A 21,529-nucleotide genomic window follows, 5' to 3' on the forward strand; every position below is an offset into this window, starting at 1 on the left:
CCATGTCACCGACTTATGTCTTAGGGATCGACTCGTCGACTCAATCGTGCAAAGCCCTGCTAGTCGACGCTGAGACCGGGCAGGTGGTAGCTTCTGGTCGCGCCGGGCATCCAGGCGGGACTCAAGTTGATCCAAAACAGTGGATTGAGGCATTGGAGCTAAGCGTCGCGGGGCTTCTCGAGCGGGCCTCTGCGGTATCGGTGGCTGGTCAGCAGCATGGAATGGTGGCTCTCGATGCACAGGGCATCCCCGTCCGCGACGCCATGCTGTGGAATGACATTTCCTCCGCAAAGCAGGCCGAAGAGCTAATTGCAGAGTTAGGCGGTGCGCACGATTGTGCGCAACAAATCGGTAGCGTGATGGTTGCGTCGCTGACCGCCTCGAAACTGCGTTGGCTTCGTGAAAATGAGCCGGAGAATGCCGAACGCACGGCGGCAGTCCTTTTGCCCCACGACTACCTGACCTGGTATCTGGGCGGGCGCAAAGAAATGACTACCGACCACGGGGACGCTTCGGGCACCGGATACTATTCGACAGCGCAACGTCGGTTCCTGCCCGAAGTGGCCGCGAAGGCGCTCGGCAAGCAGGTGGCTCTTCCGCGCTTGGCCGAAGCAAACGAGATGGTTGGACGCAGTTCCACCGGTCTTAAGATCGCTGCCGGTACCGGAGATAATATGGCTGCCGCTCTGGGCTTGGATCTGCAACCCGGAGACGTCTGCGTGTCCATGGGTACCTCTGGGGTAGCCTCTGCGGTGGTGGATCGCAGCGTACATGATGGGAGTGGCTTGGTCAGCGGATTTGTTGATGCCACCGACAGGTACCTGCCACTGGCTTGCACGCTAAATGGTGCACCGGTTCTTGACTTTGGGGCACGGATGCTAGGCGTGAGTCAGAAAGAATTCTCCGACCTGGCGCTAGCTGCTGAACCTGGTTCCGGCGGCGCGGTCCTGCTTCCCTACTTTGGCGGGGAACGCACTCCCAACCGGCCCGATGCCACTGGAATGATGCATGGTTTACGCACCAGTACAACGCGCGAGCAGATCGCTCGAGCCTATGTAGAAGGCCTCTTGTGCTCCATGAGGGATGCAGTGGCTGCGTTGGAAGATGCGACGGGAGTTGAAACGCGCCGTATCTTGCTGATCGGCGGTGGCGCGCAGTCCGAGGCGGTACGCCGCATTGCGCCGCAGATCTTTGGTGTGGCGGTAGACGTGCCACAAACTGCCGAATATGTCGCCTTGGGTGCTGCGAGGCAAGCCGCGTGGGCGCTAAGCGGCGCCAGCGAGCCACCGACGTGGAACGTTGCGGATTCCACTAGATATGAAGGCGAAGCGCGCCCGGAAATCTATGAACGTTATGTGCATACACGGGATGCCACCGCCGGCTGGAACTAATCAGCTCGCGGCGGTCGGTACCGCCAGCAGGGAGCGGTTAACGCGGGACTAAGTAGTGCAGGGCCGCCGAGAATACCCTAGGGCTGGGGGAGGAGAATCCCCGCGGTGCCAGCATGGGCCTCCATCGGCAACCGAGATGAACGGCTTGGCCGTTGCCGAAGTAAAAAGTTGTATGAATAGTTGGCTGAATTAGGCCAATGAAAAACGAAAAGTTGCGACGGATTCCTTCAATATAACGTCACGTAGGACTTCGAAGAGGCCGGCGACCAGCAATGGCAACGCAATGCCTAGGATGGCGCAGAGTGAAAGGTTCAGCACCACTGCAAATATCAAGCGCCGTCGACAACAGTGCGGTACCGGGCGCGGACTAAGAGCCGCGCAGCGGACCCGGCGTGCTAGGCCGCCTGCCAACTTGCCGGCGGTAAATCCAGCACAAATTTCTGAGCGGAAAGTCTCGCGTTCGAGTCAGTGGGGAGCGCGGTTATTGACCTTTGATACGTGGGGAATCAGGGCGTGCCCGTCCCTTGATCGGCACTTCGTCCGTCTAAGGTACGCAGGTGCCAAGCAAACAACAAATACTTTAAAAATTGTGTTTGATATGCGCAAACTTCTAGTAAAAATGCCTAGGCCAAGGCTAGGCAGATGCCTAGTGTGATGGCGCGCACAACCTGTCAAGGTTGAATCCATCAATGGCCGCCAAGCAGCGGTTGCGCCCTGTCGGGCCCCATATGAAGGATGGAGCAAACCACATCATGACTGAGACTCTAAACGCCGTATCCGAGGTGCTCGACAACGCGCTTGTTGACAGCCCCGAAACCGGCGAATACCGCACCAACCGAAACATTTTCACCGACGAAGAAGTTTTCGAGCTGGAAATGAAGCACATCTGGGAGGGCAACTGGGTTTACCTGGCCCACGAATCGCAGATCCCCAACATTGGTGACTACTTCACCACCAACATCGGCCGTCAGCCGATCATCATCTCGCGCAACAAGCAGGATGAGCTCAACGCCATCATCAACGCTTGTAGCCACCGCGGCGCAATGCTGTGCCGTCGCAAGACCGATAACCGCACCACCTTCACCTGCCCATTCCACGGATGGACCTTCAACAACTCGGGCAAGCTGCTCAAGGTTAAGGATTCCCGCGGAGCCGGTTACCCGGAGCAGTTCAAGCAAGATGGTTCGCACGACCTGACCAAGGTTGCCCGCTTCGAGAACTACCGCGGCTTCCTCTTCGGCTCGCTGAACCCCGACGTTCCATCGCTGGAAGAGCACCTGGGCGAAGCGGCAAAGATCATCGACATGATCGTTGACCAGTCCGAAGAAGGCCTAGAAGTCCTGCGTGGCTCCTCGACCTACACCTATGACGGTAACTGGAAGCTACAGGCCGAGAACGGCGCCGATGGTTACCACGTGTCGGCAACCCACTGGAACTACGCGGCCACTCAGGCACGCCGTGCCTCCGGTGAGTCGAGCAACGACACCAAGACCATGGATGCCGGCGGCTGGGACAAGCAGGAAGGCGGCTTCTACTCCTTCGACAACGGCCACCTGCTACTCTGGACCGAATGGCTGGACGCCGCAAACCGTCCCTTGGCCGAACAGCGCGACGCGCTGGTTGCCAAGTACGGCGAAGCTAAGGCCGACTGGATGATCGGTGTCTCGCGCAACCTGTGCCTGTACCCGAACGTGTACCTGATGGACCAATTCTCTTCGCAGATCCGCGTGTTCCGCCCGGTCGCCGTAGATAAGACCGAGGTCACCATCTATTGCATCGCTCCCAAGGGCGAATCAGACTCTGCCCGTGCCAACCGCATCCGCCAGTATGAGGACTTCTTCAACGCCTCGGGTATGGCTACCCCGGATGACCTGGAGGAGTTCCGCTCCTGCCAGAAGACCTACATGGCTACCGCGGCGAAGTGGAATGACATGAGCCGAGGCGCGGCACACCAGATCACCGGTGCCGACGAACGTGCCAAAGCCATTGGCCTGGAACCAATCGCCTCCGGTGCACGCACCGAAGACGAGGGACTGTACCCCATCCAGCACGGCTACTGGCTTTCGGCTATGCGCAACGCGCTGGCAGCCGAACGCGAAGCACAGAACTAAGGCCGAAGGGAAAATTCACATGAGCACCATTGCATTAACCGAGGCAGCGACGTCCAACGGCACCATCACCACCGCCGATGTCGCACAGTTCCTCTACCAGGAAGCCCGCTTCCTCGATGACCGTGACTTCGATCGCTGGATTGATTGCTACCACCCGGAAGCCACCTTCTGGATGCCAGCATGGGCCGATGACGACAAGCTCACCGAAGACCCGCAGCGCGAGATCTCGTTGATCTACTACGCAAACCGTGGCGGTCTGGAAGACCGTGTTTTCCGTATCAAGACCGACCGTTCCTCGGCCACCTCGTTGCCTGAACCACGCACCGGACACAACATCAACAACATTGAGATCGTTTCAGTTGACGGGGACAAGGTTGAGGTGCGCTTCAACTGGTTCACCCTGTACTACCGCTACCAGAACGTGGACACCTACTTTGGAACCTCGTTCTACACGATTGATTACTCCGGCACTCAGCCTGTGATCACCGCAAAGAAGGTAGTGCTGAAGAACGACTATATCCACCACGTAGTGGATATCTACCACATCTAATTCGGCCGAGAACACCCCGGTCAGCCCGTGATGCGTCGAGCCTTTAGCTCGGCGCATCACGGCCAAGAACTTCCTGCTGCGCTGTCAGCATCATTTTGAAAAGAGCCCCATTATGACTTATCAGGTCGCCCTAGCCTTCGAGGACGGGATCACCCGCTTCATCAAAGTTGGCCCCCGCGAAACCGTCGCCGACGCCTCCTACAAGGCAAGGATCAACATCCCGCTGGACTGCCGTGACGGCGCCTGCGGCACCTGCAAGTCGTTCTGTGAATCGGGCAAGTTTGACGGTGGCGATTACATCGAAGAGGCGCTGACCGATGACGAAGCCGAGGCCGGCTTCTGCCTTCCCTGCCAGATGGTTCCGGAATCGGACCTGGTCCTGCAGATCCCCACCACCTCGGATGTGGCTAAAACCGCGGCGAGCGTCTACGAGTCAACGCTGACCGAGATCCGCCGCATTTCCGAAACGACCTACGCCTTCAGCCTCGAAGTGGACAACCGCGAAGAGCTGAACTTCCTGCCCGGCCAGTACGTGAACATCGAAGTTCCCGGCTCCGAGGGACAGACGCGCTCCTACTCCTTCAGCTCGGGCCCCGAGGTGAGCACGGTGTCCTTCCTGATCCGCATCACCGATGGGGGACTAATGTCCACCTACATGCGTGACGTGGCACAGGTCGGGGACCGACTAAACTTCACCGGCCCAATGGGCAGCTTCTTCTTGCGCGAACCAAAGCGCCAGTCGCTGCTGCTTGCCGGCGGCACCGGTCTGGCCCCACTGCTGTCCATCTTGGAAAAGCTTGTCGGCATGGACAACGCACACCCGGTCCACCTGATCTATGGCGTGAACACCGACACCGACCTGGTTGAGCTGGACGTGCTTGAAAACTACACCGCGCGTATCGAAGGCTTCAGCTTTGACACCGTGGTGGGCGACCCAAATAGTGCCGCGGCAAAGAAGGGTTACGTCACCAACCACTTCGAACCACAGCATCTGGCCGAGGGCGACGTGGATATCTACCTCTGCGGTCCACCTCCAATGGTCGAAGGCGTCCGCCGCCACCTCGAAGGCGAAGGCATCAAGCCACAGAACTTCTACTTCGAGAAATTCGCGCTCGCGGTACTGCCAGATGCGGCGCCGGCTACCGAGGTTGCAGCCCCTGTGGAGCAAGCCGAGGCAGTGGTTGCGAGGGCAGTCACCGAATATGAAATCGGTGAGGAACACGCAACTTTCCAGGCGCAGTTTGATGCTCGGATGGCGCTGGAACTGGCGATTGTGGAACTGACCATGGGCAGGTTGACCGAGCAGCAGCTGGGAGAGTTTAAGATCCTGGCAGAAATCGCAGGAAAGACACTCGATGGAGAAAAGTTCGTCAATGCCGACGAATTTACCGTCACCAACGACGCATTCCACGAGTTCTTGTTCACCTGTGTGGGCAACGAACACCTGCTGCAGGCTTATACCCGACTCGAAGTACCGGCAATTATGGCCAAGGTCTTGCGACAAGAACATTGGATCGATGGAGCGGTGGATAAAGACCATCTGGACATCGTGGCAGCTTTTGAACAGCAGGACATCACCGCGGCACGTACCGCGATCATCGCGCACAACGAGCATGCCAAGGCCACCATGGCTGCCGCATCCAAGGAACTGAACAAGTGAACGGCGCCGACACCACGAGCAATCTGACCAAAGCTGCAGGCTTGCCCGAGTCATTCCATGCCGGACGTTTTGCCGGCAAGGTAGTGATGGTCACCGGTGCCGCACAGGGAATCGGCTGGTCAGTAGCTCGGCGTATTGCTGCCGAGGGCGGAGACCTGGTGCTGGTTGACCGAGCCCCATTGATCCATGAAGTGGCAGAGGGTTTGCGAGCTCACTCGGCGCATGCGTTGAGTGTTACCGCGGATCTGGAAACTTACGAGGGCGCCTTGGCGGCGGTTGCCGCCGCCAAAGATGAATTCGGCCGGATTGATGTGCTGATCAATAACGTGGGCGGAACCATCTGGGCCAAGCCATATGAGCATTACACACCACAGGAAATTCAAAAGGAGATCCAGCGTTCGCTGTTCCCCACCCTGTGGATGTGCCGTGCAGCCTTCGAAATGATGATTACCGCCGGTGGCGGCACCATTGTTAACGTCTCCTCGGTGGCCACTCGTGGCATGAACCGGGTGCCCTACGCGGCAGCGAAGGGTGGGGTGAAAGCAATTACCTCGGCGTTGGCCATGGAAGGAGCACCGCACGGAATTCGTGTGGTGGCTACCGCCCCAGGTGGTACCGAAGCGCCAGAACGTCAGGTCAAGCGCGGCCCCGCCCCACAAGGCGAGCAGGAGCAGGCCTGGTACCAGGCAATTGTTGACCAGACCGTGGACTCAACTTTGCTCAAACGGTATGGAACCCTGGACGAGCAGTCCGCTCCGATCGTGTTCCTAGCCTCAGATGAAGCCTCTTATATTACCGGCGCAACCCTCGCGGTGGCCGGCGGAGACCTCGGATAGTTCGACTGATTATCGAATGAAGCGGCCCGTTGCGACGGGCCGTTTCGTTAATCATCTTGATCCCGGTGCAGTAGCTGTACCCGCCGGGCACGTATTTTCTGGGGCACAACGAGGTGCCCCCAGATACCGCAAATGAACGGAAATCACGTGATGACCAGCCCTACAATAAACAGTTCCAAGCAAGTGAACACGGTACGTTGGGTGGTCACTATCGCCGCCATCGCACTGATCTTTGACGGTTATGACCTGGTAGTTTTCGGAACTATCGTTTCCACCCTGCTCGCAGATCCCAGCCAGCTGGGACAGCTTGATGCCGCTGCCGCAGGACTTCTGGGAAGCTACGCCTTGCTAGGCGTGATGGTTGGTGCGCTGACTACGGGTGCCATCGGTGATTATCTAGGCCGCCGCAAGGTGATGCTCACCGGCATCATTTGGTTCTCCATTGGCATGGCGCTCACCGCTTTTGCTCCAGACTCGTTCTGGTTCGGGATCTTGCGCTTCCTCACGGGCATGGGAGTGGGTGCATTGGTGGCCACCGCTGGTGCCATTGTGGCTGAATTTGCACCGAAAAACCGTCGTAACTACTACAACGCCATCGTTTATTCCGGCGTGCCAATGGGTGGTGTGCTCGCCTCGCTCCTGGCGATGCTACTGAGCGACCTCATCGGATGGCGTGGGCTATTCATGATCGGTGCTTTACCGTTGCTCTTCCTACTGCCATTGGCCTGGTTCAAGCTTCCGGAATCCCCTCAATGGCTGTTGTCACGTGGTCGGGTAGCCGAAGCACAAGAAATGTCGGCACGCACCGGAATTGTTCTTGAGCTACCAATCGATGCTAAAGCCGAGAGCTCTAAATCAGAAGCAGTGGGTTTCGCGGCCCTGGCTACCAAACGCTACGCCTTGCCAACAGCCCTGCTGGGCATGATGAGTTTTGCAGGATTGTTGCTCACTTACGGTTTGAACACCTGGATGCCGGAAATTATGTTGCAAGCCGGTTACGGTAAATCCCACTCGTTGTTATTCCTCTTGGTACTCAACCTTGCAGCGGTATTTGGCGGATTGCTTGCCTCGGTCGCAGCAGACCGTACCGGCCCCAAACAGGTCATCGCGGTGACCTTCTTCCTAGCTGCCCTCGCGATGGTGTTGATGACACTGAAGTTGCCGCTGCTGTTGCTCTTAGCACTAGTAGCGGTGGCTGGTGTGGGAACCATCGGTACTCAGGTGCTGATCTATGGATTCGTCTCGAATTATTACCACAGTGCCGCTCGTGGAGCCGGCGTTGCGTGGTGCGCCGGGTTCGGCCGCCTCGGCGGTATTTTCGGCCCGCTGGCCGGGGGCATGCTGCTCAGCGCAGGAGCAACCCCTGGAACTGCGTTCTACGTTTTTGCCGGTGTTGCTATCGTTGGAACATTGGTCACCACCTTTGTACCCATGTCTCGGTCCAACGCGCTGCAGCCTGCGCGTGAGCTCGTGGTGACTGGCACGGAAAAGTAGTTGCACCATCTATTCGGTGAAAAATATTAACAAGGGGGTGGTGGGTTTGAAATTGAGCCAGCAGGAAGCTCAAGACGCACTCGCCACCCTTTTGCGCGGCGCGGAGCAAGGACGCAGTGCCCTCGCCGTGCTGCAAGGGCCACAAGGTAGCGGTAAGAGTACCGTCATCCGACGGATGCACACTCGATCTCGTGCGGCGACCGTCAGCATGGTGACCGCTTCTCGCTGGGAGGCGGACGAACCAGCGGCTGCACTTGGGCCATTGCTGGAACCTATCGGTATTGGAGCACCAGCGGATCTGGGCCCCGCCTTGTTGCATTACCTTCGTGCGGAACCAGAGCGCGCCCGGGTATTGGTGATTGAAAACGTGCAGTGGGTCGATGCTCAGAGCCTCGCGGCGGTGCGCTACGCCTGGCGGCGATTGCGCACCGAACGAGTGCTCATCGTCTTGGCAATTCGAGATAATGACCTAGCCATGTTGCCGCCCGAAGCCCGGGAATTTCTTGATGACAGTGAATTGACGCGGATACGACTGGCCTTGCCAACGTCGGCACAAATCGGTGAGATTGTTTTTACCCGCTTGGGTATTGAGCTGCCGGCGATGGCTGCCGAGCAGCTGGTGGAGTACACGCAAGGCAATCTTCAGACGATCCTTGATTTAGTGCAGGAGAACCCGGAACAAAGCTGGGAACAATGGAATCGGTGGCCACCAGCACCACGGGCCCTGTCGTTACATATCAAACGCTTACTCGAAGAAATTGAGCCACAGGCCCGTGCCATTCTGGAAGCGGCCACGATTTTAGGCGTACAAGCCAGACTCGATCTTATTGTCAGACTTGCGCAGGTCACCGAGCCATTAAGCCCGCTGCAACAGTTAGTCGATGTCTCGCTGGTGCAAACCCACGGGCACAGCGGCATGGTGCGGCTAGGATTTGAAAGCCAGCTGACTCGGATGGCGGTCTACCATCAGATTCCTTTGAGTACGCGGATTCGGTTGCACACCGCCGCGGCGAAAATTGTGGAAGGCCACGGTGCCATGCTCGGCCACCGGGCTGATGCCAGCCTCTTGCCTGACGTTGGTCTCTCCCGTGCGTTAGCCACATATGCGGTGGCCCAAGGGCAACGTGGTGAATGGTCTTCGGCGGCAACTGCCTTTTTTCGCGCCACCCACTTAACTCCCAACCCGCAGGAACGTGACTCCCTGCTACTTAAAGCGGTAGATGCCATCGTTGCTGCCGGTGAGTTACGTCGAGCCCAAACTTTTTCACACCAGCTTGCAAGTTTAGCGAGCAGTCCTGAACGAGATGTGCTCTCCGGCTATATCGCCATTTTGCAGGGGCGCGCGAATACCGCTAATCGGTGGCTCACCAGCGCTTGGCAGAATGCTGTTCAAGCTCAGGCTAGTGATGCCATGGCTGTCATCTCGCAGCGCCGGGTATTACATTCCCTCTGCCAATTGGAAGGTCAAAAACTTCTAGATTGGGCCGAGCAGTCTCTGGATTTAGCGGAGGTTGATAGTCCACTGGCTATTGAAAGCGCAGCTATTCAGGGCCTGGGGCTGGCAATGATGGGACGCCGCGACGAAGGTGAACAGGTACTTCTTGGTTTGCTCGCAAAGCTGCCTACCGGGGCTCAACGCCAACGCGCAGAAATGTCTTTGGGGTGGGTGTACTTAGCCTCTGACCGGGTGGAACTTGCTCGTCATGAGCTGACTGCTGCCAGCTCCACCGATTTCAGCGAGGGGTCACTGCGTATTGCCCTGTGGGCTAAGGCGTGGTTAGCGCGTGCGGAGTTCTTAATGGGAGATTGGGACCAAGCGCTAGAGACCGTGCGGGCGGCGCAGGCGCTTCAGGAACGCTCTGAAATTCAGGTACTTCGACCGCTGATCCAAGCCACCGCGGTAATGATCCACGCGTTGCGCGGAAATTGGGAACTAGTCGAGGTCCACCTAGCCAAATCATGGGCCAAAATTGGTAGCTATCCGGTGATGGAATTGCCTTACCGAATTGCCCGTGCGGAGGTCGCCAGAGCGCAAGCAAATCATGAAGACGTCCTCTTGGCCTTGGAACCATTACTCAAACTTGATCGTACCCAGGGTATTGATGAGCCAGGTTTCTGGACATGGCAGGACACCTATGCGGGTGCCTTGATTCGAGCCGAAAGGCTAGCTGAGGCCGAAGAGTTTATCCGACCGCTGTTAGATGTTTCCCTAGCAACCGGTCATCACAGCAGTAGCGCACGGTATCTGAGTGTGAAAGCAAGGCTGTCAGCGGCTCGCGGAGATATTGATGGTGCGCGGGAGATCTTTGAAGAGGCTTTAAGGCATTTGGAGGGCATCGGCGCCGCGTATTATCGAGCGCGAATTGATCTCTCATATGGGCAGTGCTTACGCCGAGCCGGAAAACGCGCCGAATGCGTTGCCCCGTTAACTCGGGCGTTGGCCACTTTCACGCATCTTGATGCGACCGCCTACATTGAGCGTTGCACCCGCGAGCTGCAAGCTAGTGGTACCGGCATGTCGCGCCGAAATGTGACCGACTGGTCCACCCTCACGGCGCAAGAACAGACCGTTGCCAAACTTGTGTGTGACGGCGCCAGCAACCGCCGCGTAGCCGAAGAACTATTTATCAGCACCAAAACCGTGCAGTACCACCTGACAAAAATCTACGCGAAGCTGGCCGTTTCAACTCGTACCGAACTTGCTGCACTGACCCGTGAGGGGTTCGCTGAGTAACAGTGCGCACTACTAACGCACGAGAAGTGGACTATTCCCGGTCTGTTTTCAAGGAGTTCTGCGTCGGGCCGGTCGTGAAATGTTGCCTGCCGACGAGCATCGCCGCAGCTGTGCCAGGGATCACTAAGAGCAATGGTAACCACTGGGTGAAAGCGAAAATTATCAAGACTGCAATCAGCAAGATGAGCGGGGCGCTGTAATAGACCTTTGACATGATGTGGCCTCCTAAGGGGCAACGATGTCTGCCTGAGTCTAGCCGCTATTTCTTATCGTTGGTTGTTTTTCTCGAAGATTATTCGCGATTCATCGGCTGCGTTCACGGCACCAAACCTAGTCCGTTACGCTTGCCGATTGAGAAGCTGGATGGGAAGGTTCCGTGGGATATACCTGCGGTGGGAGGCCGATAGTAAACCCTTCGGCACGCACGGCCGTGCCAAATAGTTCTATGGATTGTGCAGGATCAGCTGACCCATCGCTGAGCATTACCAAGATGCCACTGCCGAGTTGTTCGCCCACGGTAATCTTCAGATCGTCCGGGGTGATCCCTTGTTCCTGCAAGATGACTTTTGTTGCCGCGACCATTTGATCGCTGGGCGGATGACCGTCGGCAGGCGCGGCAGTGACACGACATACGCCGTCGAGATCGCCGGCGTAGACGGCGGTGACCAATGCTCGGCCAGCTTCTTCGAGGGAGGCCACAGGTTTTTCTCCATCGCAGGTGTCGCCTGAATAGTTGTCAATGGCAGTACAGCCCGAGATAAGCCCCGCGCAGAGCGCAAGCCCAAGTATCCCGGCACCTGAGGTGAGAGTGGCCTTGTGCGATTGCAAACGCTTTTGAAATGACCCATCTGCTGCCATGTTGTAGATGCCTTTACTAGAAATTAGATGGTGGCAAAGGTTGTGTAAAGAACTTCTCACAAGGTGTTTTGCTGCCTTTCTCGAATCCTAGCAACTGAAGCAATTCATGGGAAGTTTTTTAGCCCAGACGCTGCGCCAGGGCCACAAGAATTCCCTCGGGGCCGCGGATATAAGCCATTTTCCAAGAACCCTCATATGTGCCAATGCCACCCACTAGTCCATAACCTTGGGCTTTTAGGCGCTCGACCTGGCCTTGCAGATCATCAACTTCAAAAGACAGGCTTCGAATACCCAGCTCGTTGGCCATGTTCTGCGGAGATCCGCTCAGGTGCGCGGGACGAATGAAGCTGGAAAGCTCTACCGCGGTATCACCACCCGGGATACGCAACATCACAATTTCGGAACGCGCGTTGGGCAGCGCAGTGACGGTGTTAATGAAATCGCCTTCAACGAAGGTGCTCCCTTCGATTTCAAGACCGAGACGCACAAAAAACTCCGTGGCTTTCTCAAGATTTTGAACGGTGATACCAACATGATCAAACCTCAAAATACGCGGCATAGGTCAAACCTCCGGTGGGGGGAAACGTTTGCTAATTCAAGGTTGAGTCTACGAAGGTATCCGAAGCTAAGGAAGGGGCAAGCGCCTACGCTGAAGTTTGCCGTTGAGCATTCCTGCCTCCGCGCTTCCGTTGACAGTCAGTGACCTTGAGCTCATTAATTTTGCACGCGTAACGATTGATTCGACCACCAATGCAGGTGTGGGCCAAGACGGTATTCATACGCTGGGCGCCGCGGTGCGGGCCGCGGACGGCAGGGTATTTGCGGGGGTAGGCATCCAGTATTTCACCGGCGGGCCCGGTGCTTGCCAGGACCTCTTGCCATTGGCCTTTGACCATCGGGCCGAACAGGTTTGAAACCCCTGAGCTGGAGACAAAAAAGCACCGCCTAACGCTCCCATACAGCGTCAGACGGTGCTTCTAAGTTCTGCTTTACTTTACTGGGTCAAGTACGAAGTCGTAGGTGACCTGCTTGCCGTTACCGGATTCTGCTGGCTGGATGTCCAGCAGCAGTTCGGGCTTTACCGCAGTGGCGATATCATCGTCATTGTGTGCATCTCCCGGGAAGTACAGCTGCGCGGTGAGCAGCTCGTGGCCCTCGGCTGAGACCTTCAGGTGCAGGTGGGCCGGACGCCATGCGTGCCACCCGGCAGCGGCGATCAGCTGACCGCAGGCGCCGTCGGTAGGGATCTGGTACGGAGCTGGCTGCATGGTGTTGATCGCGAAGTTGCCTTCTTCATCAGCGATGAAGGTGCCGCGCAGGTTCCACTCCGGGATGCCAGGGGCGAACTGCGAGTAGAAACCTTCTTCATCTGCGTGCCATAGCTCAATCTTGGCGTTCTTCAGTGCCGAGCCATCGGTGGAGCGGACCTGACCTTGGAAGAGCAGGTTGGTGCCCTTCTCGTCTTCGCGCATCGAGATGGTGGCAGGGGAGTCCTGGGTAGGTGCTTCCGGCACGTAGTAAGGGCCCTCGATCGAGCCCTTGTTGCCTTCGCGGTGGTCGGTAGCGACCTCTTCCACGGAGTGCTCCAGCCAGACGTCGAGGAACAGTGGCCATTCGCCATCTTCGCCAACCTTGATCAGCCACGCCTTCAGCGCGTTGAACTCGTCATAGCTCACGCGCTCTTCGAGGATGATGTCATTTGCGGCCTTGACCAGCTTGCTGGCTAGCAGGTTCACGCGCTCGACTGAGGTTTCAATTGAGCCAAGTTTTCCGGAGCTGCGGAAACGGTCGGTGGCGGCGTTGCCCGACTTTGCTGCGGTTGCATCCTGTGGAGTTTCGATGGTCATAATGACTCCCCTAATCATGTGTGGTGTGACTGACGCGGATCTATATTGTGATCCCCATCATCTCGTGCGATTGATATTCAATGTAGTGCAGTGTCTATGACGAGTAAAATACTTATTTACCGTCAAATGAGATGATTTGAGTATCAATCCATGTGGGTTGGCGCACAGTTGGCGATGGGATGCTAAAAATCTTTTTAGCGTATCGAATTCGGGTGCTTAGCGAGCGGGGTCACCTTGATCTTCATGTGCGCGTACATCGGAAAGCCACTGAGGATTTCGTGCAGTTCATCATTTGATTCAACATCATAAATCGAGTGATTCGCGTACTCTCCGACAATGCGCCAGATGCCCTGCATTTTGCCGCTTTCCTGCAGCTGAGCCGAGTAGGCCTTCTCGCGGACCTGAAAATCTGCAACCTGCTCTGCAGTGAGGTGGGCTGGGAACGATACGTCCATACGTGCAAGGAACAACATGGGTTCTCCTAGGGTAAGTGGGGATAATGCTAGTCTTGGCGGTAATGCGCCAGTTTTGTTTCATCAATTCCAGCGCCAACGCCTGGAACGTTGCGCACGAAGATGCGCCCGTCCTTGATCACCAATGGATCCGCCAGCAGGTCATCGGTCATATCGAGGAAGTTGGACAGTTCTCCGGCCTTTCGGGTGGTGGCCTGATGGGCTGCGCCGAAGGTGACGGTGGCTAGCGAGCCGATCTGCGTATCTATCTGGTTGCCCATGGTGACGTCTACTCCCAGCCCGGTGCACAAGCCCAGAATTTCGGTGGCTTCGGTGAACCCCGAACGCGCGGTCTTGATGCAGATGGCGTTGGCGCCACCGGAAAGCAGTTCGCGTGAGACATCGCCAGCAGTTGGGACGGACTCGTCGGCAACAATTGGAATTGGTGAGCGTTCAACGAGTCGCTTACGGCTCAGAGTTTCCTTGGCATCACACGGCTCTTCGAGCATCGTGAGGCCAAGGTCCTCGGTCTGACGTAGAACTTCCATGGCTTCGTTGGCGGTCCAACCACGGTTCGCGTCTAGGTAAATCTCGACGTTTTCACCTAGGCCCTCGCGCAACACTCGGCATGCCTCGATATCCAGCGCTAGAGGTCGGCGGCCCACCTTCAACTTGAAGGTGGTGATGCCGTACTGCTCGCCAAAGCGCAGTGCTTCTTCGAGAAGTTCTTCGGCCGGACGGAAGCCAAGCATGTGTGAAACTCGCATGGAATCGGTGAATCCGCCGAGAAGCTTGTGTACCGGGGTCTTCACCGCCTGGCCGATAGCATCCCAGATGGCGATGTCCAGGGCGCCCTTGGCGACTTGGTTGTGAATCGTGCGGTCCATGACCTGACGAACCTTTTCGCGGTCAAAGATATCTAATCCAATCACCTGTGGACCAAAGATGTCCTGCACTATGGTGCGGATGGAGGTCTGGGTTTCACCATAGGTGTACGGACGTGGTGGGGCGTCGGCGGTGCCGATGATTCCGTCGTCGGTGTGTACACGGATCAGTACGTGGTCTGCCGTGTGCACTTCGCCACTGGCAAAACGCAATGGGTGCGTGTACGGGATGGCGTAAGGGATCGCTTCAATGCGAGCAATTTTCATTCAGAGTGTCCTTCCTCAGGAGCCAAGTTGGTGCAGAGTTTTAGAAAGTTTTGTACGAGCGGTGACTGATTGCCCAGCTTCCATGCGACCGCAAGGTCGACCGACGGTGCGTTGCGCAGTGGACGGAAAATGATCCGCTCACTGTGTGGCAGGTAATTGGAAGTAGGAACCATCCCGATACCTAAGCCGGCGGCCACAAAGGTCAGCAAGGTAGAGGTTTCGCGGGCGATCTGCGCGGTGTGCGGAATGAATCCGGCGCTGCGACAGGTTTCAACGAAGATCGTGTTTACCGCAGAGGTTGCGGGGTAACAAATGAAATTTTCGGTACGCAACTCGTGGATGTCGACAACTTCGTGTGAAGCCAGACGATGCCCGGCGGGTAACGCGACAGCGAGCAAGTCTTTCTCCAATAACGAATATTCGACCTCGTCATTGTGTACTGGCGGGCGCAAGATCGCGATATCAAGACGGCCTTCAGCCAGCGCTTCTTCCATTTCCGGAGTAAGCATTTCGCCTTGGACGTTGAGTTGAAGTCCCGGCATATGCTCGGTGGTCGCGGCGATCACCTTGGGCATGATGCGGTAGGTGGCACTGCCAGTGGAACCCAAGCGGAGCACTCCACTGGCACCGTCCCCGACGGTGCGTACATCGCGTGCAAGTTGGGTGTGTTCTTCGAGGAGCGCGCGGGCTCGTGTCAACAGCAATTCGCCGGCAGGGGTGAGATCCACTTTGCGGGTAGTGCGGATGAAAAGCTTCGTACCGAGCTGTTCTTCGAGCTGCTTGATCTGCTGAGAGAGCGGTGGCTGAGCCATATGCAGGCGTTCGGCAGCGCGGCCGAAATGCCGTTCTTCGGCTACCGCGACGAAATAACGTAAAAGTCTAGTTTCCATGGATGCTCCGATCGTCGACCCGCGCTTAAAGCTGTAGCGACGTTCATGGCAACTCTAGTCAGCCGGTTCGATAGTGAGAAATACTTATTCAATAGTTATTGAGACTGAATAAATACTAATCTTTCGATGGCTTGCAGGGAAGAGGTGTTGCTAGGCAACCCTGGAAACGTATTCTGGCAGGTCAGCCAGAAATGGCCATGATGAGCTCGCCCACGGAGAAAATCACAACGCCGGCTAGCGCGCCGATCACGGTGCCATTGATCCGAATGAACTGCAGATCACGGCCCACCTGAAGCTCAAGCTTTTCACTGGTTTCCACTGGATTCCAGGCCTGAACAGTATCGCTGACCAATCCGGCCAAAGCCGCTCCATGTTGTTCGGTCAGTGAAGCAACGCCGGAAACTAAGCGCTCCTCCAAATTCTCACGTAGCTGATGGTCATTTTGCAGACGTTCGCCAAAAGTACCCAAAGCTGAACGAAGCGCAATATTTAGTGGAGATCCGGCATCCTGCAAGGACTGAATCAACCCCGTCTTCAAAGAATCCCAGCCACGAACAGCTAGCTCACGTAGCTGCTGATCGCCTAGCAGTGAGTGCTTAAACGCCTCGACCTTGTTGATGGTTTCCGGGTCGTGCTGCATGGCCACAGTGAAATCCGCCAGCCAATCGGTCAGCGCCAGACGCAATGGATGCTGAACATTATTTGCCACTGCGAAGAGCAATCCGCGTAATTCTTGATGCACTTTCTGCGCCAGCAGCTGATCGACCATCTGTGGGACCCATGAAGGGGATCGACCAGAAACCACATCTAAGAACACCTCAGGATGCTCGGACACCCAGGTTCCGGCCCGCTGTGCGATCAGTTCTACGGCGACTTCATGATGGCTATCGTCGATGAGTTTCTGGCCTAGTGCTCCGAGAGTTGTGGACCATTCTGGGGCGACCACATAATCATTGGCTAATACCTGCAAGACGGTGAGTACCTGCTCATCATCCAGGGAATTTAATGCGCCTACGGCCAGAGTCGAAATCTGGGTGGCCGCGGCAGTAGAACCCTTCTCGCTAGCAAGATAGCTACCGGCACGAAGCCCCAATTGTGCTTGACGAAGCTTTGTGGTGATGACTTGAGGGGTGAGGAAATTCTGCTGTACAAAATCACCTAAAGAGGCGCCAAGTTCATCTTTTTTACGTTGAATCAAATTCGTGTGAGGGATTTTCAGGCCCAGAGGATGTCGAAATAGCGCAGTCACCGCAAACCAGTCGGCCACCGCGCCGACCATCCCGCCCTCAGCGGCTGACTTCAGATAACTCAAAGCAGGAATTCGCTCTTGGAACAGCACGCTGAAGACAAATAGCGCGCACATTAGTAAGAACAGCAGGGTAGCTACCCGCTTCATACTGCGAAGGCCTTCGGCGCGCTGATCAAGAAGTTCTGGCATGCGCACCACTTTACTTGTGATGGCACGCCATTAATGACGCGCGTACCGCGCATAAACCAGTAGCGTTGGAGACATGGACACGCTCTTTTACGCACATCGCGGTAGTTCGCAAAAATTCGCCGAAAATACTCGCGCAGCCTATCTGCAAGCCATCGATGAGGGCGCCGATGGAATTGAATGTGATGTGCACCTGAGTAGCGACGGTGTAGTGATCTGCCATCATGATCCAACCGTTGACCGTACCAGCGATACCACCGGAGAAGTGGCTGGATTTACGCTCGACGAGCTCAAGAAGATGGATTTCTCCTCTTATATGCCGGTGGCTGTACCGGAAGAATACGGAAGCATCAGCGACCAGCTACTTAGCCTAGTGGAGCTGCTTGAATTGATCGACGAGCGTGGGACCAACATTGGTTTAGCGATAGAAATCAAGCATCCCAGCCCGTACGGGCACCTGCTCGAAGAAGAAACACTGAAGGTCTTAGCTGGATTTAATTTTGATCCACAGACGGGACTGGCAGGTCGCCGAAGCCAGATTCAGGTGACTTTGATGAGTTTTGAGCCTGACTCAATTCGTTTCCTCGCCCAGACCGTGAATCGAGCATTGCTTTGCCAGCTGATGACCGAGATTGATCCACGGCGGGTAGCGGACTTTCTCAGCGAGGGTGAAACTATACGCGCCGGAGTATATGAAGTGATGCGCCGTTCAGTGGCGGAAGGACGGGAGCTAATCAATGCCGGAGGTGCCGGCATTATTGGCCCAGGTGTGGCCTGGGTCCGCGCCAACGAACACTTAGTGCGTCAATGGCTAGAACAGGGACTCACCGCACGAATCTGGACCGTAGACCGCCCCGCTGACGCACAATATTTGATCGACATGGGAGTCACCCAAATTACTAGCAACCGCCCGGCAGCACTGCGTCAAGAATTGGACCAAGAATGAGCACCAAGAACACCGCGACCCAAGATAATCTCTACCTGCGCGATAGCTATGTCTTCAGCACGCAAGCTACTGTCATCACTTCAGGTAACGATGAAGCCGGTTATTGGATTGCGCTGAGCCCGAATATCTTCCACCCACGGGGCGGAGGCCAGCAAGAAGACCACGGAACGGTCAATGAGCAGCCGGTGACCGTTGGACGCACCGATGACGGGCTGGTTGTTCTTTACACAACTTCCACCTTCACCGACGGGCAGGTCGTCACCGCAGCTATCGACGAAGCGCAGCGACGTAGCAACGCCGCCTTACATACCGCCGGGCATATCATCGGCTTTGCCGGCGAAAATCGCGGATGGGAACACCGTGGCCACTCACACTTCCCCGGGCAAGCACGCCTAGATTTTGATCCAGCCAGTATCGACTTGCCGCTTAATGATGAAACCGAAAAGGCAGCAGCTGAAGCTTGGTTACAGCAACGCGTTGACGAGCTGATCTCACACGGCGGGTCAATCAGCACTCAAATAGATGAGCATGGCCACCGCACGGTCACCATCGAGGGGATCAATTCCGAGGCCTGCGGTGGCACTCATGTGAATCACGTGAACCAGTTAGACGCAGTAAAAATCGGCCAGGCACGAGTCAAACGTGGTGTTTACAAGGTGCGGTACGATGCCCAGCACAAAGAGTAATTGGTTGACGCCGGCTACCAAAATGGGTCTGTCCATCGCGCTTGCGACTGGACTCTACGGGATCTCCTTCGGTGCTTTGTCTATAGCCGCGGGTCTTAACTTGTGGCAAACGGTGGCCTTGAGCGCGTTAATGTTCACTGGTGGTTCGCAGTTCGCTTTTATCGGGGTGCTCTCCGGAGGCGGCGCAGCCTCGGCTGCCTTTTCCGCGGCAACCCTGCTTGGGGTGCGCAACGCCGTCTATGGAATGCAGATTAAGCAGTCGCTTCGCCCTAGCCCTCGGGCGGTTCCCTTCATGGCACAGGTGACCATCGACGAGTCCACCGCAACGAGCTTAGGCCAAGCCAGTCTCAGTGAGCGCCATCGTGGATTTTGGACCGCGGGCCTTGGCGTTTATGTTCTCTGGAACCTCTTTACCCTCATGGGCGCGCTACTTGGCGAACGGATGGGAGATCCTGCGGCCTGGGGGTTGGATGGGGCTGCGGTAGCTGCGTTCCTTGGACTGTTGTGGCCACGATTAAAATCCGCGCAACCGATCGTCGTCGCTTGTGCTGCGGCGACTGTCACCGCGTTCGCTGTGCCCTTGACGGTTCCTGGCGTACCTATTCTGATCACCGCTGGCTGCGCAGTGCTTTTTGCGGTGCTCACCGGGCGTCACACCAAGCCGGCTACCGAACACGGGCAGCTGCAACAGGTAGATCAGGAGAAGACATGAGCGAATTGAGCTGGTGGCTTCTGGGCGCTTGCGCGGCGGCCTTTGCACTGAAAATTAGTGGCTACTTTGTGCCTCGTCGGGTACTCGATTCCCCGTTGATGAGCCATGTGGCAGCAACCCTCACCGTCGCGTTGCTGGCTTCACTGGTCACCATGAATGCGGTAACTAGTGGACAAGAACTTATCATCGACGCGCGGATCGGAGCGTTGGCGGCAGCAACGATTGCTTTGATCTTCAAAGCTCCCTACTTAGTCGTGGTGCTGGTCGGAGCGCTGGCTGCGGTAGCGCTACGCGCCACTGGATTAGCGGCGTAGACGCCGCTGGGCGCGCCGAGGCGCTTAAATTAAAGAGCTGAAGGCCGAACTTTGGGCGCGTTGAGTGCGTTGTGCTTGCGGATTGAGTTGTGTGCACCAACTTGGGTAAACCCGGAATCCACGTTTTCCGGGACTGGAATCACTGGTAGTGATTCCAAGCTCTCGTAAATGTTCTTGGGTGAACCTGAAGACTCCGAAACGTTCCCCATCTTGTACAAAAACCAACAGTCCTGCAATTTTCTCGCCCGCACTAAACGGTACGGTTCGACCGTCAACGTCGCGTGTCCAACAGGCGAGGAACGCTCCGGGTTTGGTCGGGGTGATGCGTGCGGTACGAATTCTCCAATATTGGTTCTCTACCTGAACTATGGCTGATTCGTAGTCGCTGTTTTGTTCCTCTGCCCGGATTGCGGGCGGTGTTGGGTTAGCAGTCGCACCCAACGATAAGTATCTAGTCAGTGCGCTATAGGTCATGCAACTCATTGTAGTTAAGCCACAATATATTGCGCATACAGAACATAAAGGCTGACAAGCGTGGGCGTCGGTGGCACAGTGGAATCATGATTGTAGCTTTTTCAGTTGCCCCAAGCACCGACAACCCCGATGCCTCGGTTCATGAGGCCGTAGCAGAAGCGGTACGAATCGTTCGAGCCTCCGGGTTGCCGAACCGTACAAGTTCAATGTTTACCGAGCTTGAAGGCGAATGGGATGAAGTCATGGCTGTCGTTAAGGCTGCCACAATGGCTGTGAGTAACTATGGTTCACGGGTTTCACTGGTGCTCAAGGCCGATATTCGCCCGGGATATACCGGTGAACTTGACGGAAAAATTCAGCGTCTAGAGCGCGCAATTGAAGATTCTGAAGACTAAACGGCATGATTCATCATTCTGCCGGTCGGGAGCGCGCAGCAAACGGTGATTATCTTGGATATCGTGATTCTTCGCGGGGTCACAAACCAATGGTTCCAAGTGATTGGGATGGATTTGAGCTCGGCTAAGTGTTCTAACGCGAAATAGAGTTTGCGGTCTCTGCTGTCTCCGTCTCCTGAGGTGGAGACATAAACGGAGGGTAACGGCGCACGAGGAAATTCGTTGCAAAACCACCGGCTAATGCCACGAGAGCTCCGAGCCACAGTGCATAATTCGTTTCGCGAAGTAGCCCTCCCAGAGTTGGGGCGAGCACCATGGGCAGAATATAGAACCAATGTTTGGCAGTGGTTGGCCCCCAGAGCCCTTCAAATTTTGCTAAGAGGCTAAAACTAACGATTAGTAGCAATGAACCGAAACAGATGATCCAGAAAGTCGGGGATAAACAGAAGACCAGCGTTAGACCTGTCACGACGCTGCCGCTGAAGGTCGCGAACTTCTCGTTACGATCCACCCGTGACCTTCCCTTCGGTTCGGACGTTTAAATAACTATCTACTTAGTTTTCCAAATTCCATCCGCCGTAGCAATAGTCCTT

General features: G+C 56.3%; 23 protein-coding genes. 13 read left to right on the plus strand and 10 right to left on the minus strand.

The features are described from left to right. Positions 1–2: 2 nt before the first annotated feature. From xylB to ACX5K5_RS00855, 7 genes are all read left to right on the plus strand, one after another. Positions 3–1,391, plus strand: coding sequence for a xylulokinase (xylB, locus tag ACX5K5_RS00825; RefSeq protein ID WP_443446883.1), 1,389 nt, complete (start codon positions 3–5; stop codon positions 1,389–1,391). A gap of 752 nt (positions 1,392–2,143) precedes the next feature. Further along, complete coding sequence (gene benA, locus ACX5K5_RS00830) at positions 2,144–3,502, plus strand: benzoate 1,2-dioxygenase large subunit (RefSeq protein WP_459174875.1); 1,359 nt, start codon at positions 2,144–2,146, stop codon at positions 3,500–3,502. A gap of 19 nt (positions 3,503–3,521) precedes the next feature. Continuing rightward, positions 3,522–4,052 (plus strand): benzoate 1,2-dioxygenase small subunit, encoded by a 531-nt coding sequence (gene benB, locus ACX5K5_RS00835; RefSeq protein WP_096256501.1) that lies wholly within the window; start codon positions 3,522–3,524, stop codon positions 4,050–4,052. Positions 4,053–4,164: 112 nt separating this feature from the next. Next, complete coding sequence (gene benC / locus ACX5K5_RS00840) at positions 4,165–5,712, plus strand: benzoate 1,2-dioxygenase electron transfer component BenC (RefSeq protein WP_096256500.1); 1,548 nt, start codon at positions 4,165–4,167, stop codon at positions 5,710–5,712. After that, positions 5,709–6,548: a 1,6-dihydroxycyclohexa-2,4-diene-1-carboxylate dehydrogenase gene (locus ACX5K5_RS00845; protein ID WP_459174876.1), complete on the plus strand. Its 840-nt coding sequence runs from the start codon at positions 5,709–5,711 to the stop codon at positions 6,546–6,548. The genes benC and ACX5K5_RS00845 overlap by 4 nt, the downstream gene beginning before the upstream one ends. 132 nt (positions 6,549–6,680) lie before the next feature. Beyond that, complete coding sequence (locus ACX5K5_RS00850; protein ID WP_346060188.1) at positions 6,681–8,042, plus strand: MFS transporter; 1,362 nt, start codon at positions 6,681–6,683, stop codon at positions 8,040–8,042. A 46-nt stretch (positions 8,043–8,088) separates the two neighbouring features. Then, the gene (locus ACX5K5_RS00855; protein WP_459174877.1) at positions 8,089–10,776 is read left to right on the plus strand and encodes a helix-turn-helix transcriptional regulator; all 2,688 of its coding nucleotides are present in this window, start codon (positions 8,089–8,091) and stop codon (positions 10,774–10,776) included. Between the two features lie 31 nt (positions 10,777–10,807). On the opposite strand, the gene ACX5K5_RS00860 is transcribed toward ACX5K5_RS00855, so the two are convergent. The 3 genes from ACX5K5_RS00860 to ACX5K5_RS00870 form a co-directional block, all read right to left on the minus strand. Next, the gene (locus tag ACX5K5_RS00860) at positions 10,808–10,990 is read right to left on the minus strand and encodes a hypothetical protein (RefSeq protein ID WP_096256497.1); all 183 of its coding nucleotides are present in this window, start codon (positions 10,988–10,990) and stop codon (positions 10,808–10,810) included. Between the two features lie 116 nt (positions 10,991–11,106). Continuing rightward, the gene (locus ACX5K5_RS00865; protein ID WP_188686308.1) at positions 11,107–11,634 is read right to left on the minus strand and encodes a hypothetical protein; all 528 of its coding nucleotides are present in this window, start codon (positions 11,632–11,634) and stop codon (positions 11,107–11,109) included. A gap of 118 nt (positions 11,635–11,752) precedes the next feature. Beyond that, a complete protein-coding gene (locus ACX5K5_RS00870; RefSeq protein WP_096256495.1) occupies positions 11,753–12,193 on the minus strand; it encodes a VOC family protein in 441 nt (146 codons plus the stop codon). Between the two features lie 103 nt (positions 12,194–12,296). Here ACX5K5_RS00870 and ACX5K5_RS00875 point away from each other — a divergent pair, with 103 nt between their 5' ends. After that, the gene (locus ACX5K5_RS00875) at positions 12,297–12,548 is read left to right on the plus strand and encodes a cytidine/deoxycytidylate deaminase family protein (protein ID WP_346060185.1); all 252 of its coding nucleotides are present in this window, start codon (positions 12,297–12,299) and stop codon (positions 12,546–12,548) included. A gap of 75 nt (positions 12,549–12,623) precedes the next feature. Here the strand turns inward: ACX5K5_RS00875 and catA are convergent, their stop codons facing one another. The 5 genes from catA to ACX5K5_RS00900 all read right to left on the minus strand — a co-directional run bounded on the left by catA (position 12,624) and on the right by ACX5K5_RS00900 (position 17,412). Continuing rightward, positions 12,624–13,481: a catechol 1,2-dioxygenase gene (gene catA, locus ACX5K5_RS00880; RefSeq protein ID WP_096256493.1), complete on the minus strand. Its 858-nt coding sequence runs from the start codon at positions 13,479–13,481 to the stop codon at positions 12,624–12,626. Between the two features lie 194 nt (positions 13,482–13,675). Beyond that, positions 13,676–13,954 carry a muconolactone Delta-isomerase gene (catC, locus tag ACX5K5_RS00885; protein WP_096256492.1) on the minus strand — a complete coding sequence of 93 codons (279 nt, stop codon included), beginning with the start codon at positions 13,952–13,954 and terminating at the stop codon, positions 13,676–13,678. Between the two features lie 29 nt (positions 13,955–13,983). Beyond that, on the minus strand, positions 13,984–15,084 hold the full coding sequence (locus tag ACX5K5_RS00890) for an enolase C-terminal domain-like protein (protein WP_096256491.1): 1,101 nt from the start codon (positions 15,082–15,084) through the stop codon (positions 13,984–13,986). Beyond that, entirely contained in the window at positions 15,081–15,974 is an 894-nt protein-coding gene (locus tag ACX5K5_RS00895) for a LysR substrate-binding domain-containing protein (RefSeq protein WP_096256490.1), read from the minus strand. The genes ACX5K5_RS00890 and ACX5K5_RS00895 overlap by 4 nt, the downstream gene beginning before the upstream one ends. Before the next feature lie 181 nt (positions 15,975–16,155). Continuing rightward, positions 16,156–17,412 carry a DUF445 domain-containing protein gene (locus ACX5K5_RS00900; RefSeq protein ID WP_459174878.1) on the minus strand — a complete coding sequence of 419 codons (1,257 nt, stop codon included), beginning with the start codon at positions 17,410–17,412 and terminating at the stop codon, positions 16,156–16,158. A gap of 73 nt (positions 17,413–17,485) precedes the next feature. On the opposite strand from ACX5K5_RS00900, the gene ACX5K5_RS00905 reads away from it, so the two are divergent. From ACX5K5_RS00905 to ACX5K5_RS00920, 4 genes are read left to right on the plus strand one after another with little or no spacing between them, the layout of a single operon-like run. Then, positions 17,486–18,355, plus strand: a complete 870-nt coding sequence (locus ACX5K5_RS00905) for a glycerophosphodiester phosphodiesterase (protein ID WP_188686299.1) — start codon at positions 17,486–17,488, stop codon at positions 18,353–18,355. Continuing rightward, on the plus strand, positions 18,352–19,041 hold the full coding sequence (locus tag ACX5K5_RS00910) for an alanyl-tRNA editing protein (RefSeq protein ID WP_188686297.1): 690 nt from the start codon (positions 18,352–18,354) through the stop codon (positions 19,039–19,041). The genes ACX5K5_RS00905 and ACX5K5_RS00910 overlap by 4 nt, the downstream gene beginning before the upstream one ends. Beyond that, positions 19,022–19,753: an AzlC family ABC transporter permease gene (locus ACX5K5_RS00915; RefSeq protein WP_229677151.1), complete on the plus strand. Its 732-nt coding sequence runs from the start codon at positions 19,022–19,024 to the stop codon at positions 19,751–19,753. The genes ACX5K5_RS00910 and ACX5K5_RS00915 overlap by 20 nt, the downstream gene beginning before the upstream one ends. Beyond that, positions 19,750–20,067, plus strand: coding sequence for an AzlD domain-containing protein (locus ACX5K5_RS00920; RefSeq protein WP_096256485.1), 318 nt, complete (start codon positions 19,750–19,752; stop codon positions 20,065–20,067). The genes ACX5K5_RS00915 and ACX5K5_RS00920 overlap by 4 nt, the downstream gene beginning before the upstream one ends. Before the next feature lie 24 nt (positions 20,068–20,091). On the opposite strand, the gene ACX5K5_RS00925 is transcribed toward ACX5K5_RS00920, so the two are convergent. After that, positions 20,092–20,550, minus strand: coding sequence for a MepB family protein (locus ACX5K5_RS00925; RefSeq protein WP_443460034.1), 459 nt, complete (start codon positions 20,548–20,550; stop codon positions 20,092–20,094). A gap of 77 nt (positions 20,551–20,627) precedes the next feature. On the opposite strand from ACX5K5_RS00925, the gene ACX5K5_RS00930 reads away from it, so the two are divergent. Continuing rightward, positions 20,628–20,936 carry a thiamine-binding protein gene (locus ACX5K5_RS00930; protein WP_096256483.1) on the plus strand — a complete coding sequence of 103 codons (309 nt, stop codon included), beginning with the start codon at positions 20,628–20,630 and terminating at the stop codon, positions 20,934–20,936. Positions 20,937–21,069: 133 nt separating this feature from the next. On the opposite strand, the gene ACX5K5_RS00935 is transcribed toward ACX5K5_RS00930, so the two are convergent. Beyond that, a complete protein-coding gene (locus tag ACX5K5_RS00935; RefSeq protein WP_096256482.1) occupies positions 21,070–21,447 on the minus strand; it encodes a hypothetical protein in 378 nt (125 codons plus the stop codon). Positions 21,448–21,529 lie beyond the last annotated feature (82 nt).

The organism is Glutamicibacter bergerei (assembly GCF_054495185.1).